A 15,450-nucleotide genomic window follows, 5' to 3' on the forward strand; every position below is an offset into this window, starting at 1 on the left:
ACCCAACTAAATACGCAGAAACCATTACTACCGAAGATTTAAAAACTGCACTTTACGTATATGCTGGAGACGCATTCGAAGGTCGTGAGACTGGTAAAGAAGGCCAAAAAATGGCAGTAGAATTTATTAAAAACCATTACATAGAAGATGGCGTTCCTGCAGCAAAAAGCGATGGAAACTATTTTCAAGATGTACCATTACAAATTATGGCAGTTCCAGATGTAGAATTATCTGTTAACGGTAAATCTTTTGCAAACATTGACGATTTTGTATCTGTAGGCTCTGCAAAAGATGGCTCAATAAACACAAAAGATATTGTTTATGTTGGACATGGTATTGAAGACGAAAACTTTTCAAATTACGAAGGTCTAAATGTAAAAGGGAAAATTGTTCTTTTTCGTTCTGGAGAACCTAAAAAAGCAGATGGCACGTATGTAGTTTCAGGAACAGAAGAAGGCTCTAAGTGGTCTAACATGCGTCAGCAATTTTCATCTAAGCAGGAAATAGCAAAAGAGAAAGGTGCAAAAGCAGTATTATTTTACTATCCAGAAGTTTACACAATGGTAGCAAATCGATTTGGTACATCTAGCGGTCGTATGGATTTAGCTGGTGGTGGCGAAGACATGATGTACATGATTATTAATACAGATTTAGCAAAAGCACTAGTTAGCGATATTGAAACTAACGAAAAAGCAATGACTATAAATACAGAGGTTGCTATTAATTACAAAAATAACTCTGAAAAAATAAATTCAGAAAACGTAGCAGCAATTATTAGAGGTAGCGAAAAGCCTAACGAATACATTGTACTTTCTGCGCACTTAGACCACGAAGGTATAAAAGATGGTGAAGTTTATAATGGTGCAGACGATGATGGCTCTGGAACCGTTGCTGTATTAGAAATTGCAGAAGCGTTTGCAAAAGCAAAAAAAGATGGTCATGGTCCAAAACGTTCAATAGTATTTTTAAACGTAACAGGAGAAGAAAAAGGGCTTTTAGGCTCTAGACATTATACAGATAACGATCCTATTTTTCCATTAGCAAACACAGTAGCAAACTTAAACATAGACATGATAGGGCGTTTAGATCCAAAACGCGAAAAGAAAAACAGAAATTATCTTTACCTAATAGGAAGCGATAAATTAAGTACAGAATTACATAATATTTCAGAAATGGTAAACACTAAGTACATGAATATTGACTTAGATTACACATTTAACGACGAAAACGATCCTAACCGTTATTATTATAGAAGTGACCATTACAACTTTGCAAAAAACAATGTACCTGTAATTTTCTATTTTAATGGAACGCACGACGATTATCACCAACCAGGAGATACACCAGATAAAATTGAATACGATTTATTAGAAAACCGTACACGCTTAGTATTTTATACCGCTTGGGAATTAGCTAATAGAGATGCTAGAATTACAGTAGACAAAGCTACAGAGTAGTTTTTGGGCGTTACCATAAAGGTCCCGCTATCACTACTCGCTCTCTGCGAGGAGCTTAAACAAACCGCTCTATCGCTAACGGAATTTTGCCGTTCGTGCTTTATTTAGTGACTTCATTGCTTAAAAATCGCAACAAAGCTTATACATCAACGATATGGACAAGTTTAAAAAACGACACAGCAATATGAGACGAATAGATATTAATATCAATGGTCCTTGAAATAGACCTCCAGTAAAATAAAAAATAGTAAAATGGAGACCAGCTACCATTGAAAAAACGAAATTTTTAAATTAAAACATAAATACAAAAAAAAGTGTAGACCAGAACCCACTTAAAAAACGGGGCGTTCTCTGAAAAGCCTTATGAGTAAGTAAATTTAAAATAATGAAAAAAGTAATGACGATTTTTGGAGCAATAATGATAGCTTCTTTAATACTAACAAGTTGTGGTGGAAACGACAAAAAAAATAATGATTATGAGTCAGATGGAGACGAATCATCAGAATATATTGAAGACACCTCATATTCTAATGATGAAAATGAGTCAAATGAAGATGTCTCGTCAGAATTTTCGGATGTTTCTGATGACGATATTGAAGACACACAATCATCCTCATCCTCTAATGAGTGTGAAGATTTTTTAAAAGATTATGAGAAGTTTATGGATAAGTACATCGCTATCCTAAAAAAGATGAAAAACAACCCAAGTGATATGTCTGTTCTGTCGAATTATACTTCTATGATGACAGAAGCAACCGAGTGGGCAGATAAAACTGCTGATTGTGCTGCTGATGCAAAATTTGCAGCAAAGTTGAGTGCAATTCAAATGAAGATTGCAAATGCTGCAGCAGAAATGTAAATAAAAACAAGCCCATAACCGCACCTAACCGCAAGTGGGGCGGTTGTGGGTTATTTAAATTTTGAGCTTCTAATAACCTTGAGTGGTAACTTGAAAGTGAGGTGCTTCGAATACCCCACCTTCGGATAGTTGCAAAACGTTACCATTAATACAAAAAAAACCGAACTGAATGGAAAAACCGATTGATAGATTAATAAATAGTGTTGGAGTTGCCACATTTATTGATTACTTCAAAGAATTTTCGGAATTGAATAAAGAACGTTTGACAAAAACTAAATTGAGTGAATTGTTCGGCGAAAATCCTGAAAATTGGAGTGACGGTTCAATAACTACTAAATTAACGCAGGACTTAAAATCTTTGCTTTAAATAGAGAATTAGAGGCAATTAACCACATTTTAGAAGTAAAGAAAACTGGGAATATCCCAAACTGAATTGACATTAAAAAAAGAGCAACCGAAATAAAGAAATTGCTCATCGGAAAGAATAGTCCAAATTTAGAAACGGATTTTTATCCAACTTAATTGACTAACGAATTAACAGAAGGGAATTCTAAAACTGTCCAAGTCAATATTTATGAACGAAATCCAAAAGCACGAGCGGAATGTATTGATCATTTTGGTTTGAGTTGTCAAGTTTGCGAATTTGATTTTGAGAAAAATTTTGGAGAAATAGGTCGTGGATTTATTCACGTTCATCATTTAAGAGAAATTAGTACTTTAAGAAAAGAATATATTATCAATCCAAAAACTGACCTAATTCCTGTTTGTCCGAATTGTCATTCTATGCTACATAGGAAAAGACCAGCTTACAAAATATCGGAGTTAAAACAGATATTGCGGATAAGTACTAATAGCAACAACGTATATAAAAAACTACTGCCACCATGATTATATAACAAATAGAAATCGACGAAATGCATTAAAAAATAAAATATAATATTTTATTGGTTCTCTAATCTAGATACCTAATTATAAGCCACAAAAAAAGCTTCTTATTTCTAAGAAGCTTTTTGCTTTTGGGTGAAAGACGGGATTCGAACCCGCGACCCTCGGTACCACAAACCGATGCTCTAACCAACTGAGCTACAATCACCATTTAACACGTTTTAACAACGCGAATGCAAATGTATATTAATTTGGTTTTACTACAAAGTCTTTTATTAAAATTTTGAATAAAATTTAGCTAAATTTTATTTTAAATCAAATAAGCTATCTACAGTAATATAGCGCTCTACTGTAAAACCTTCTGCGTAATCTACACCAACTAAACGACCTAAATCTCTGGCTCTGTAGCTAATACTCTCTAAAAAGGTTTTACTTGTTATTGGTGTTTCTGGCTCATTACTCTCTTTATTAAAAAATTGAGTTTGGTATGCATCTACTGCTTTTTGTTTAATGTCTATAAAATTAGAAATATCGACTACAAAATCTGGTTCAATATTTTTCCATTGTATGTAATGGTAAACATGTTTTGGTCTCCATTTTTCTTGGCTATTACCATCTAATTCTGTTTCAATTTTAATTAAACCGCTTAAAAAACAAGCATCGCTTACTAATTTACTGCCCTTACCATGGTCTATATGCCTATCGTCTATTGCATTACAAAGCACAATGTCTGGTTGGTACTTTCTAAGCATTTTAATAACTTCTAATTGGTGTGCTTTGTTGTTTATAAAAAAACCATCTGCAAAGCCTAGATTCTCTCTTGCAGATAACCCTAAAACTTTAGCAGCATTACTAGCTTCTGTTTCTCTTGTTTCGGCAGTACCTCTAGTACCTAATTCGCCTTGTGTTAAATCTATAACGCCTACTTTTTTGCCTTCTGCAATGGCTTTTGCAATGGTTCCTCCTACTCCTAATTCTATATCATCTGGATGCGCGCCAAAGGCTAGTATATCTAATTTCATTTAATACTTATTTATTGTTAATCCAATCTTGCTGCTCTTTTGTTGTTAAAAACGTCCAAGCTAATACTCTACTCCTTTTATTGCCTTGATTCATTTCTATAACCTTAGTCGTTGTAGCACCTAATTTTACTAAAGACTTTTTCATAGATTTAATATTGTCTTTATTAGATACTAGACTCGTGTACCAAAAACATTGTGTTTTAAACAATGAACTTTCGTAGAGATAAGTATGTAAAAATGCTTTCTCTCCACCTTTAAAACATAATTCGTGTGCTTGTCCTGCAAAATTTCTAGTTACAAAATCTGTTAGCTTTCCTAAGCCTTTAAGCTTTCTTGTAGTGGCTTCAAAAGCTTCAGATTCATCTTTAAAAAATGGTGGATTGCAAATAGAGACAGAAAATTTATCTTTTAAACTTATTACACCTTTAAAAACACTTTCCATATTGGGTTGGTGTTTTAACTGGATTGCTTTTTTAAGCTTATTCTTTATAATTATTTTTTCGGCGTAAGCTATAGATTTTTTATTACTGTCTGTTGCTACAAACTGCCAATTATACTCTGCATTACCAAGTAAAGGATAAATACATGATGCACCTGTACCAATATCTAAAACACAGATTTCCTTTTTTAATTTTGAGGCAGATAAAAGATCTGAAACTAAATGTATATAATCTACACGACCAGGAATAGGAGGACATAAATTAGTGTCTGGAAATTGCCAAAAATCTATATTGTAATACGTTTTTAATAATGCAGTGTTTAAAGCTTTAACCGCTTTGGCATCTGCAAAATCTATAGTTTGTTTTTCGTATTTGTTTACGAAAACATAAGGTTGTAATTCTGAATAAACTTCAATTAGTTTAACAAAATCGTAATCCGCTTTATGTTTGTTTTTTTTGTTCAAATTTTTATAATTTATTTAAGGCTTGCTGAATATCTTCTTTTAAATCTTTAATAGATTCTATACCAACAGAAAACCTTATTAACCCATCACTTATACCAATTACATCTCTATCTTCTTGACTTAAAAGCGAGTGTGAGGTTTTAGCAGGACTTAAAACAGTACTTTCTATACCAGCCAAACTCATTGAAGATTTTATTAACTTCAAGGCTTTTTGAAATTTTTCGGAGTCTTTTCCGCTTTTCAATTCAAAAGATAACATCGCACCAAAACCATGCATTTGAGATTTTGCTAATTGGTGTTCTGGATGGCTTTTTAAACCTGGATAATACACTTTTTTTATAGCAGTATTTTTTTCTAACCATTTTGCCATTTTACCTGCGTTTTTAGTTTGCTTTTTAACACGAAGACCCATAGTTTTCATGCTACGCTCTAGCATCCATACAGTAAAATCAATTAAACTACCTCCTAGGTTTTTAGAGACATTCCAAATTCTATCCATATGTTCTTTAGAACCTGCAATTGCTCCTGCACAAATATCGCTATGACCACCAAAATACTTTGTAGCAGAGTGCATAATTAAATCTATACCAAAATGTGATGGGTTTTGGTTTATTGGGCTTGCAAATGTATTATCTATACTAGTAACTATTTTTTTTGCTTTAGCCAAATTAGCAATCGCTTTAATATCTGTAATAGTTAATAAAGGATCAGAAGGTGTTTCTATATGGATTAATTTAGTATTGGGTTGTATTGCTGCTTCAAAATCTGCAACAGAATAGCCATTTGTAAATGTAAATTCAATTTTTAATTTAGGAAACTCCTCACGAATAAAATTACTTGTTCCACCATATAAAGTGTTTTGAACCACAATATGATCTCCAGATTTTAAAAAAGCTAAAAACATATGGCTAATAGCTGCCATACCAGAACCAAAAATCATTGCTGTTTCCTTGTGCTCTAAAGCTGCAACTTTTTTAGCTAAATATTCTTGATTTGGTGTGTTAAAGTAACTTGGATAGCGTTTAACATCTACATCTATAAACTCATAAGAACTAGCTAGATATATAGGAGATACTGCTCCTTTAAATTGCTCATCTTTTATTTCTCCAACGTGTGCACAAATGGTATTTAAACCTAATTTTATTTTACTCATACTGTAAAGATACTAATTGTAATATTTAAGTCTTAATACTTATTTAAAACAATTATGTTTTTATAAAAAACTGTTAAAAATCAATGGTTTAACAAGGTCTTAACGCCAAATAAAATAATCTATATGTATATTAGTGTCACTATGATACACACAGAAAAAACAAAAAACGCGGCATTTATTAAATAATCGGTTAATTATTTAGAGAACTTAGGTTTCGAAAATATAAAAGCTGACGTTGAAGGATATTAGCCACCAAAGTCTTACATTAAAAAGAACGGAGAGATTAAAATAACTCCAGATATTACGGCTACTAGAAGAACAAAAAAATATTATTTTGAAATTGGCTTAAAGACTGATAAACCTCGTTTATTAAAATCTAAATGGCGTTTCTTAGATGTATTAAGCAGGATGAATGACCATAGGTTTAGAATAATAACTACAAAAGGTCACTATAAATTTACAAATGAAGTTTTAAGTGATTTAAACTTACATAAAAACTAATTAAGTTATAGGTTTCAACAAAAAAAGGAAACAGCGAATAAATTATTATTCGCTGTTTTTTTATGCTTTGTTTTTAGAATAAGCTCTTAAGAGCTTATTCTGTTCTTCCATTAATTGAGTTAAATTGGCTAGTAACTCTATATCTTTAGGTGTTTTAACCGTTTTATCTTTTGTTTCTTCAGATTTGTTTCTTAATTTATTCATGGCTTTAACTACTAGAAACACTGTTAGTCCTATAATTAAAAAATCTAGAAACGCTTCGGTTAGTGCACCATATTCTATAGCTACTTATTCTATTAAAGTTTTGCCTTCTGCATATAAAGTACTGTCTCGAAGCATCATCTTTCTGTTTTGTAAATTAATACCATCGCTCATTAAAGATAGTGGTGGCAATAATACTTTTTTTAATAAAACATCTATTACTTTATTAAAGGAAGCTCCAATAATAATACCAATAGCCATATCCATCATATTACCTTTTACAGCAAATTCTTTGAACTCTTTAAAAAATTTCATCTAAGTGATATTTAGGCTCTTATTCTTTAAACCTTTTGTTGTAGATTCTTATCATGGTAATTGCCCAAACAACTACACACATCGATACAAAAATCGAAAAATATTGTATAAAACTATTTGGATCCATTATCTATAAGTTTTAAAAAAATCATTATACCAAGAATAGTTGGAGCCCATAGGCCTAAAAATATACCATGAAGTTCATTCCCTGAAAGAAACAAATATTCGGCAATTACTATAATAACTAAACATAAAAGCAACACTAGAATATTGTGTACACCTATTTTTTTTATATAATTCATCTTGTGTTTTGAAATTAAAAATTAAAGATAATAATTAATTATGATATTTTAAAACAGTTTACTTTTTATAGTGTTTAGCATACTTTCTATATGAGAATAAAGCAAGAATAATAATAAGTGCAACTGCAACAGCTATGTACTTATAACTTAAATCTTGTCCAGACTGGTAAGAATGTAATCCAGATAGATAGAAATTAACACCAAAATATGTAAAAATTATAAACCCAAGTGTAATAATTGACATTAAATTAAAAGTCCATCTGCCACGTAAACCAGGTACTAGTCTTGCGTGTATTACAAATGCATAAATCATAATGCTTATTAAAGCCCAAGTTTCTTTTGGGTCCCAGCCCCAATAACGTCCCCAACTTTCGTTTGCCCACATACCTCCTAGAAAGTTTCCTATGGTTAACATAACTAATCCAACAGTTAAAGACATTTCATTTATAATAGTAAGCTCTTTAATATTTAAAAGCATTTTTGCTTTGTTTTCTTTAGTAGTTAAAATCATTAGCAATAAAACCGTTACACCCAAAATCATAGATAACGTGAAAGGTCCATAACTTGCTACAATTACTGCAACATGTATCATTAACCAATAACTATCTAAAACTGGTGGTAAGTTTGCTATTGCAGGATCCATCCAGCTTAAATGCGCAACCATTAACAATATAGAGGTTACAAATGCGCCTGCTGCTGTTGTTAAACTCGATGCGTTTTCTGTAACTACTAAACTTTTAATAACAGAAAACACACTTTTGTTTGAAGTGGTAGAAAGCATTAATCCAAAAAGCATGGTTGCCCAAGCAACATAGATCATAGATTCGTATCCATCACTCCATGGTGCATGACCTGAGATGTACCAACGTAAAATTAAACCAATAGTATGCAATAAGAAAGACACTAATATTAGTGTTTTAAACACCATTACTAAAGTATTAATAGCCTTACTTTTTTCTTTAAATATTTGAACTATCAATAACACAAATAATAAGCCTCCAAATAACATGTATGCATAATGAAGGTTCTTAAAAATATCATATTTATTGTATAGAATTTCTGTGTTAATTTTTTCGTCACTTAGCATCACTTCTCCACCTAATTTTACTTGATTCTTTTTAAAGGCGTCTAATATTTTATCTGCTTCAGAAAAATCACCAGATTGCTTTGCGTTATTTAAACGGTATAGATACAGGTTAAAACTTTGGTTTACAAAGCTTTGATACATAGTGTCTTTTATAACTTCTTTGTAACCTTCATTTCTAAATTCGTTTGAAGAAATCCATTTGTTATTTTCATCTTCAGGTAATGGAAATATTTTAAGAGAATTCCCTCGCACTGTATTATATAGCAACGTTACTCTTTGATCTGTTTCTCTAAACTCTTTTTGGTATGCATTAGGTGCTAGTGCCTTGTAAGCTTCATCTAAATAAGGTGCTAATTTATACTCTCCTTTGTTGGTTAAAAAATGTCCTAAACTAGCATATTTTACAGACTTATCTACACCTATAATTTTTCTTATAGAATCTCCTTTTTTAGATTTTAAATAAATGATTGGTACATTATACCAAAATTCTGGGCTTTCATGAACAGAAAGAAACACTTGGTCTGCAGTAAATCCTTCGTAAGTATCACTTTTGCATAATTTTCTTAAAAACTCTGATGCATACGTATTTACAGGCATCATTCGTCCACCTATATCTTGTATTACAATACGTCCAAATTTATCTGCTTCCTTTTTAGGCACCATATTGGCACGTAAAATAGAATCTACCTGTGCTTTATTCTCATCATAAGAATATTCGTATTCTTTATGATCGACACCTACTTGTTGTGCTTCTTGTTGCACAGCTTCATTAGAGTGGTCGTGACCATCGTTTTCTGAATGCTGTTCTTGTGCAAAACCAATTAATGTAAAGCAAATTAAAAGCACAGAAATAATTTTAGATTTTTTATCTTTTACTTTATCTAAAGCTCTTTTTAAATCTGCAAAACGAGTATTTTTATTAAATAGAATGGCCATCATTCCAAAATAAAGTAGCATGTATCCAAAATATGTAAACCAAGTTCCCCAACGATCATGATTTACCGAAAGCTTTGTTAATGTCTCGTTATTATCGAATCCTGCTTGAAAGAAACGGTATCCTCTATGGTCTAAAACATTATTCATGAAAATTTTATAGTCAAAGTCTCCTTCTTCTTTATCTTTTACTGTAATAGCACTTGAAAATGCAGAATAGCTATTTTCTGTACCTGGATATTTTTCTGCAACAAAGTCGTTTAATTTAATACTAAATGGTAATTCTAAAAGTTTAGCACCAAATCTAAAATCTAAGTCTAAACCTCCAATCTTTAAAGGCTCCCATCTATTTGTTGTACCAATTCCACCTAGTAATTGCACTTGTTTTGTTTCTTCTCCTGCAGAAACATTTAAAACTAAACCATCCTCATCACTCTTTAATAATTTAGATTTTTTTACAATATCAAAATGTCCTTTTACTACTGGTTTTGGAAACACCATTTGCATTTTACCTATAACATATCTAGAACGCAACTTTAAAGGTTGTATACTATCTTTAACCAACTTACCTTCTGTCATTGTTGCCATCTGTAAGTATTCACCTTCAAATGGAGAGTCGATAGTTAAACCATTATCTGTCTCAACAATATTTATGGCTCCTTTTTTAGGGTTATTAAGCGTAAAAATAATATTATGAATTAGTTGATCTTGACCAGATTTTAAAAAATGATTGTGTGGTGCACCATTTCCTGCTTCTACTATTTTTAAATATGCCTCACCTTTATCGTCTGGAATGATATCTTTTTCTGCATTAGCAACAAACTTTTCTATAGACAATTCAATAGGAGTTTTGTCGTAAGTAGTGCTATATGAGAATGTATTGTTTAATCTTTCAGAGAAATCTACTTCTATTTCTTTTCTTAATTGTTGTGGAACACCATCTATTTTATAATCTCCATTAACAATTACAGAAACATATGTTTTTTGAGATAAAAAGGTATTCTCTGTTTCTCCTTCCTGAATTGGCATCATGCCTTCATATCCAATATAACGCGTAATAAAAGCACCTAATAATATGAAAATGAATGCTAAATGTAGTGTTAATGTTGCCCACTTTTTCTTTTTGAACAATTGGAATCTAAAAATGTTACCAACAAAATTTATAACAAAAACTACCATTATTGCTTCAAACCACCAAGCATTGTATATTAAAGCACGAGAATAAGGTGTTGGAGATGTCTCTTGTCCAGCATCCATAAAAGTACCAGCAATCATGGCACCAGCGTAAACAATAAATAAAACAGCTGTTAAACGTGTAGAGAAGAGAATTTTTGCGAGTTTATTTTGCATCATAACAAGGCTATATTTAACTCGTGCAAAGATAGTTCTTTTTGTTTGTTTTATTTAGCTGCTAAATAAGGAAAAACTGTTAAATTTATTTTTGATTTGAGGAACGTGCTTCGAAGATTTTTAAATACATAAACGAACCCATTTTTCTAGCGCGACGTTTAGCATTATCTACTACTTCTCCTTGAAATAAATTGTCTATTGTTTGCATCCAATAATTTAACCAAATACCAAAATGGTGTTCTGTTATAGTGTTATTATGATCTTTATCTACTTTAACATGCTTTTCTAAAGGATTTCCTTTGTATTTATGCGTTAACTTTCGAGTAAAAAACAAGCTAGACTCCCAAAACGTAGTGAGATGCTCTAAGTGTTTATCCCAATCTTTAATGGCTTCATTAAAAATAGGCCCTAAAGTGGTATCTTTTCTTATTTTAATATAAAATGAATCTACCAACAAAGCAATATCCTCGCGTGTATTTATATCTTTTTTCTCTATTGTTTACAAAAGATAGTGTAATCATCTTTTTTATAATGTTTCTGTTACTTATTTTAGCACTATGATTTCAGTAGTACTATTAGGCGCAGGAAATGTAGCCACTCACCTATTTAAAGCGTTTTATGCTTCGGAAGACATTGAAATAAAACAATGGTATAATCGTAATTTAAAGACGATTGATAAGTATAAAAACAAAGTTAAAGTAACAGATGATTTAGCGTCATTAACTCAAGCAGATATCTATATTCTTGCCGTTAGTGATGATGCTATCGAAGATTTATCGAAGCAACTTCCTTTTAAAGACAGATTGGTTGTACATACATCTGGTAGTACGAGTTTGTATGCTGTAGATATGAAACAAAAACGAGGTGTTTTTTACCCTTTACAAACGTTTTCTAAAGCTGCAGATCTCGATTTTACAGATGTTCCTATTTGTATTGAAGCCTTAAAAAAGGTTGATTTACCAATTCTAAAACAGCTTGCCGAAGCTATTGGCTGTAAAAGCCATAAGGTAAATAGCGACCAACGCCAGGCTTTACATTTGGCTGCTGTGTTCGTCAATAATTTTACAAATCAATTGTATAGAATGGCTCATGAAATTACAGAACAAAATGGCGCAGAGTTCGATATTTTAAAACCGTTAATAAGAGAAACTGCTAATAAAATAGAGGCGCTTTCTCCTTACTTAGCACAAACTGGTCCTGCTTTACGTAACGATAAGAAAACTATAAAAAGACATTTAAAACAATTAGAAAGCGAGCAACATAAAGCCGTTTACGAATTGCTAACAAAATCTATAAAAAAGACACATGGCATACGATAAAAGTTACAAAGAATATTTAGCAAACATCACCACTTTTATTTTTGATATTGATGGTGTTTTAACTAATGGCTCTCTAACAATAACAACGTCTGGAGATATGCTAAGAACAATGAACGTTAAAGACGGTTATGCGCTTAAACAAGCACTAAACAAAGGTTATAATCTTTGTATTATTTCGGGAGGTACTAACGAAGGTGTAAGAAAACGTTTAGAGAATCTGGGCGTTGCAGATGTGTTTTTGGGTGCTCACAATAAAATAGAACAGTATAATAAATATATTAAGGATAAGAATATAACCTCTAAAAATGTGTTATATATGGGAGACGATATTCCAGATATTCCTGTGTTAGAACTCGTAGGTTTAGCTACTTGTCCTCAAGATGCTGTTGCAGAAGTAAAACAAGCATCACTATATATATCGCATAAAAAAGGTGGAAAAGGGTGTGTTCGCGATGTTATTGAGCAAGTTTTAAAAGTGAGAAACGATTGGAATAGCTATTTTGATGCTTCTATTTAATAAGCATTTACAGTTTCTGGCAAACAGTCTTTAAATATTAAAAAATAAGAATTGAATTTACTAAACCTCATCCGTTGGAAAAATTTATTAATGATTGCGCTTACGCAAATCTTAATTAAATATGCTTTATTCCCTGCTTTTGCAATCGAAACAACATTAAATCCTTTACATTTTTTTTTATTAATTCTAGCAACACTTTGTATTGCTGTTGGTGGTTATATTATTAATTATATTTACGATATAGAAACCGATGCTATTAATAAACCAGAAAAAGTAATCGTAGGCATTAAAATTGAAGAAAATACTGCCAATACATTGTATATTCTATTTACTTTTATTGGTGTGTGCTTAGGTTTTTATTTGTCTCATAAAGTTGGAAGACCACCATTTTTTGGACTTTTTGTAATTATTGCTGCTGCGCTTTATGTCTATGCTTCTTATTTAAAACAAATAGCTGTATTTGGTAATATTGTAATATCAATATTAGTTGCCAGTAGTTTATTAATTGTTGGTGTTTTCGAGCTTATTCCTATAATGACTATCGAAAACAAAAACGTGCAATCTATAATGTTAAAAGTACTAACAGATTTTGCAATATTTGCTTTCTTAATTAATTTTATACGCGAAATTGTAAATGACATTCAAGATGTAGATGGCGACTACAAAGCAGGAATGCAAACTTTACCTATTCTATTTGGTAAAACACGCACTTCCAAAGTAACAATGGTACTAACACTAATTACCATTATTATCATTCTGTATTACGTTATTACATTTTTGTACATGCATACAGAAGCCATTATTTATTTCCTTATTACTATTGTTGGACCATTAATATACGTTGTTATAAAACTATTTACTGCAGAAAATAATATGCATTTTAAACACATAAGTTTAATGCTTAAAATAGTTATGCTTTTTGGAATATTATCTATGTTACTATACAAACTCATCTTGTAATTATGCTAAAGCAAAAACTAAAAAACAGACATATTATACTTGCTTCAGGATCTCCTAGACGTCAAGATTTTTTTAGAAATTTAGATTTAGATTTTGAAATAAGACTAAAAGATACCGAAGAAGTTTATCCTCCAGAATTAAAGCATTCTGAAATTAGTGATTACTTAGCTGAACTAAAATCTATTCCATTTATTAAGGAATTAAAAGATGAAGATATTTTAGTTACAAGCGATACCATTGTTTGGCACAAAGACTTAATATTAGGAAAACCAAAAGATAATACTGATGCTTTTTCTATTTTAAAATCTTTAAGCAACAGTACTCACGACGTTATTACCTCTATTTGCATACGAACAAAAACCTTAAAAAAAATAGTGAATGCAGTAACACAAGTTACTTTTAAAGCCTTTACAGATGAAGAACTTTGGTATTATATTAACACCTATTCTCCATTAGATAAAGCTGGAGCTTATGGTATACAAGAATGGATAGGACAGGTTGGTGTTACTAACATAGAAGGTTCTTATTTTAATGTTATGGGATTACCAACACACCTTCTATACGAAACGTTAAATACTATTACAGAAGAATATTAGTATTGTATTTTTATAAAAAAAAACCGTTATGAAAACAAAAAACACATTACCATTAATTGTTAGTGCCTTATTAATCCTATTGTCTTGTACTAATAAAGAATCTAAAGACCTCGCACTTTTAGTTACTAAAAAAGATACTAAAGCAACAACAGTAACCGAAACTTTTAAGCCTAATAAAGACTTTAGTGCCTATTGGTATACAGGAGAAGCAGAAATTACATCTTATAAGCTAGAGCAATCACGTTATGGAGAAACAAGACATGGCACTGCTGTTTTAATTTATGTAACAGAACCTTTTTTAGAAACAAAACAAGTTAAAGCAGATTATAGCAACCCTCCAAATATTAATGTTTTAAAGCTAAATAGAACTAAAAATTTTACGACTGGTATTTATCCTTATTCTATTATGCAAAGTACTTTTTATCCTATTGCAAATAACAGACATGCAATAAAAGTAAGTTGCTCTATTCAAGAATGGTGTGGACATGTTTATACGCAATTAAATAACCGTAAACAGTTTGAAATAGACGCTCATTCCTATTTTGAAAACCAAGCAGACAGCAATTTTACTTTAGATAAAAACATTTTAGAGAATGAACTCTGGACACAATTACGTATCGATCCTAAAAGTCTTCCCGTTGGAGATATTAGTATTATTCCATCTTTAGAGTTTATTCACTTAAAACACGTTCCTTTAAAAGCTGACCAAGCTTCTGCTTCACTAGCCAAAGGAAGCTACACACTTAACTATCCAAGTTTAAACCGTAAACTTACTATTAATTTTAATCCAGTATTTCCTTTTGAAATATTAAATTGGGAAGAAAGCATTAAAGGAAACACCTCGAAAGCAACACGATTAAAAACTATAAAATCGCCTTATTGGAGTAAAAACAAAAACAAAGATCAAGTGTTGAGAGAAACGCTTTTGTTGGAGGAATAACTTTTAATACGGGTTTTAACACTAAAGAAGTATATATTATAAAACACTATTATTTAAAGTAAAAAAGCTTCAGTTTACACTGAAGCTTTTTTTATGTCTATCAAATTTATATTATTAATTACCAGAAACTCTAGTAATCTTAGCACCAA

The 15,450-nt window shown here is 31.2% G+C and carries 14 protein-coding genes, 1 tRNA gene and 2 pseudogenes; 10 read left to right on the forward strand and 7 right to left on the reverse strand.

The window, feature by feature from the left end:
• From QNK89_RS00945 to QNK89_RS00960, 4 genes are all read left to right on the forward strand, one after another.
• Positions 1-1,457, forward strand: a 1,457-nt coding sequence (locus QNK89_RS00945) for a M28 family peptidase (protein ID WP_340169110.1), incomplete at its 5' end; no start/stop codon positions are given.
• A 385-nt stretch (positions 1,458-1,842) separates the two neighbouring features.
• Positions 1,843-2,316: a DUF6591 domain-containing protein gene (locus QNK89_RS00950; RefSeq protein WP_340169111.1), complete on the forward strand. Its 474-nt coding sequence runs from the start codon at positions 1,843-1,845 to the stop codon at positions 2,314-2,316.
• Positions 2,317-2,485: 169 nt separating this feature from the next.
• Positions 2,486-2,683 carry a hypothetical protein gene (locus QNK89_RS00955; protein WP_340169112.1) on the forward strand — a complete coding sequence of 66 codons (198 nt, stop codon included), beginning with the start codon at positions 2,486-2,488 and terminating at the stop codon, positions 2,681-2,683.
• A gap of 254 nt (positions 2,684-2,937) precedes the next feature.
• Entirely contained in the window at positions 2,938-3,204 is a 267-nt protein-coding gene (locus QNK89_RS00960) for an HNH endonuclease (RefSeq protein ID WP_340169122.1), read from the forward strand.
• Positions 3,205-3,334: 130 nt separating this feature from the next.
• Here the strand turns inward: QNK89_RS00960 and QNK89_RS00965 are convergent.
• The 4 genes from QNK89_RS00965 to QNK89_RS00980 all read right to left on the reverse strand — a co-directional run bounded on the left by QNK89_RS00965 (position 3,335) and on the right by QNK89_RS00980 (position 6,280).
• Positions 3,335-3,410, reverse strand: a tRNA-His gene (locus QNK89_RS00965).
• A 96-nt stretch (positions 3,411-3,506) separates the two neighbouring features.
• Positions 3,507-4,223, reverse strand: coding sequence for a bacillithiol biosynthesis deacetylase BshB1 (bshB1, locus tag QNK89_RS00970; protein ID WP_340169113.1), 717 nt, complete (start codon positions 4,221-4,223; stop codon positions 3,507-3,509).
• Positions 4,224-4,230: 7 nt separating this feature from the next.
• The gene (rlmF, locus tag QNK89_RS00975) at positions 4,231-5,127 is read right to left on the reverse strand and encodes a 23S rRNA (adenine(1618)-N(6))-methyltransferase RlmF (protein WP_340169114.1); all 897 of its coding nucleotides are present in this window, start codon (positions 5,125-5,127) and stop codon (positions 4,231-4,233) included.
• A 4-nt stretch (positions 5,128-5,131) separates the two neighbouring features.
• Positions 5,132-6,280 (reverse strand): PLP-dependent aspartate aminotransferase family protein, encoded by a 1,149-nt coding sequence (locus tag QNK89_RS00980; protein ID WP_340169115.1) that lies wholly within the window; start codon positions 6,278-6,280, stop codon positions 5,132-5,134.
• A 141-nt stretch (positions 6,281-6,421) separates the two neighbouring features.
• Between QNK89_RS00980 and QNK89_RS00985 the strand changes: the two are divergent.
• Positions 6,422-6,781, forward strand: a pseudogene (locus QNK89_RS00985) (hypothetical protein).
• 60 nt (positions 6,782-6,841) lie between these two features.
• On the opposite strand, the pseudogene mscL reads toward QNK89_RS00985, so the two are convergent.
• The 3 genes and pseudogenes from mscL to QNK89_RS01000 all read right to left on the reverse strand — a co-directional run bounded on the left by mscL (position 6,842) and on the right by QNK89_RS01000 (position 11,465).
• Positions 6,842-7,297 (reverse strand): annotated as a pseudogene (gene mscL, locus QNK89_RS00990) (large conductance mechanosensitive channel protein MscL).
• A 360-nt stretch (positions 7,298-7,657) separates the two neighbouring features.
• A complete protein-coding gene (gene ccsA, locus QNK89_RS00995; RefSeq protein WP_340169116.1) occupies positions 7,658-10,969 on the reverse strand; it encodes a cytochrome c biogenesis protein CcsA in 3,312 nt (1,103 codons plus the stop codon).
• A gap of 85 nt (positions 10,970-11,054) precedes the next feature.
• On the reverse strand, positions 11,055-11,465 hold the full coding sequence (locus tag QNK89_RS01000; protein ID WP_340169123.1) for a group III truncated hemoglobin: 411 nt from the start codon (positions 11,463-11,465) through the stop codon (positions 11,055-11,057).
• 61 nt (positions 11,466-11,526) lie between these two features.
• Here QNK89_RS01000 and QNK89_RS01005 point away from each other — a divergent pair, with 61 nt between their 5' ends.
• Genes QNK89_RS01005 through QNK89_RS01025 form a run of 5 tightly spaced genes read left to right on the forward strand, consistent with a single transcriptional unit; the run spans position 11,527 to position 15,301 of the window.
• Positions 11,527-12,288 (forward strand): Rossmann-like and DUF2520 domain-containing protein, encoded by a 762-nt coding sequence (locus tag QNK89_RS01005; RefSeq protein ID WP_340169117.1) that lies wholly within the window; start codon positions 11,527-11,529, stop codon positions 12,286-12,288.
• Positions 12,275-12,805, forward strand: coding sequence for an HAD-IIIA family hydrolase (locus QNK89_RS01010; protein ID WP_340169118.1), 531 nt, complete (start codon positions 12,275-12,277; stop codon positions 12,803-12,805). Before QNK89_RS01005 ends, QNK89_RS01010 begins: the two co-directional genes overlap by 14 nt.
• Positions 12,806-12,856: 51 nt before the next feature.
• Positions 12,857-13,765 (forward strand): geranylgeranylglycerol-phosphate geranylgeranyltransferase, encoded by a 909-nt coding sequence (locus QNK89_RS01015; protein WP_340169119.1) that lies wholly within the window; start codon positions 12,857-12,859, stop codon positions 13,763-13,765.
• A gap of 2 nt (positions 13,766-13,767) precedes the next feature.
• Positions 13,768-14,361 carry a Maf family protein gene (locus QNK89_RS01020; RefSeq protein WP_340169120.1) on the forward strand — a complete coding sequence of 198 codons (594 nt, stop codon included), beginning with the start codon at positions 13,768-13,770 and terminating at the stop codon, positions 14,359-14,361.
• A 28-nt stretch (positions 14,362-14,389) separates the two neighbouring features.
• Positions 14,390-15,301 (forward strand): septum formation inhibitor Maf, encoded by a 912-nt coding sequence (locus tag QNK89_RS01025; protein ID WP_340169121.1) that lies wholly within the window; start codon positions 14,390-14,392, stop codon positions 15,299-15,301.
• Positions 15,302-15,450 lie beyond the last annotated feature (149 nt).

The organism is Lacinutrix sp., from assembly GCF_037625555.1.
In the GTDB taxonomy this organism is placed as follows: Bacteria; Bacteroidota; Bacteroidia; order Flavobacteriales; family Flavobacteriaceae; genus Lacinutrix.

Excerpts from the sequence above, each read along its gene's own strand:
- QNK89_RS01020 (WP_340169120.1), top strand. The coding sequence starts at position 13,768 with ATGCTAAAGCAAAAACTAAAAAACAGACATATTATACTTGCTTCAGGA.
- ccsA (WP_340169116.1), bottom strand. The coding sequence starts at position 10,969 with ATGCAAAATAAACTCGCAAAAATTCTCTTCTCTACACGTTTAACAGCT.
- QNK89_RS00950 (WP_340169111.1), top strand. The coding sequence starts at position 1,843 with ATGAAAAAAGTAATGACGATTTTTGGAGCAATAATGATAGCTTCTTTA.
- QNK89_RS01005 (WP_340169117.1), top strand. The coding sequence starts at position 11,527 with ATGATTTCAGTAGTACTATTAGGCGCAGGAAATGTAGCCACTCACCTA.
- QNK89_RS01025 (WP_340169121.1), top strand. The coding sequence starts at position 14,390 with ATGAAAACAAAAAACACATTACCATTAATTGTTAGTGCCTTATTAATC.
- bshB1 (WP_340169113.1), bottom strand. The coding sequence starts at position 4,223 with ATGAAATTAGATATACTAGCCTTTGGCGCGCATCCAGATGATATAGAA.
- QNK89_RS00955 (WP_340169112.1), top strand. The coding sequence starts at position 2,486 with ATGGAAAAACCGATTGATAGATTAATAAATAGTGTTGGAGTTGCCACA.
- QNK89_RS01010 (WP_340169118.1), top strand. The coding sequence starts at position 12,275 with ATGGCATACGATAAAAGTTACAAAGAATATTTAGCAAACATCACCACT.
- QNK89_RS00980 (WP_340169115.1), bottom strand. The coding sequence starts at position 6,280 with ATGAGTAAAATAAAATTAGGTTTAAATACCATTTGTGCACACGTTGGA.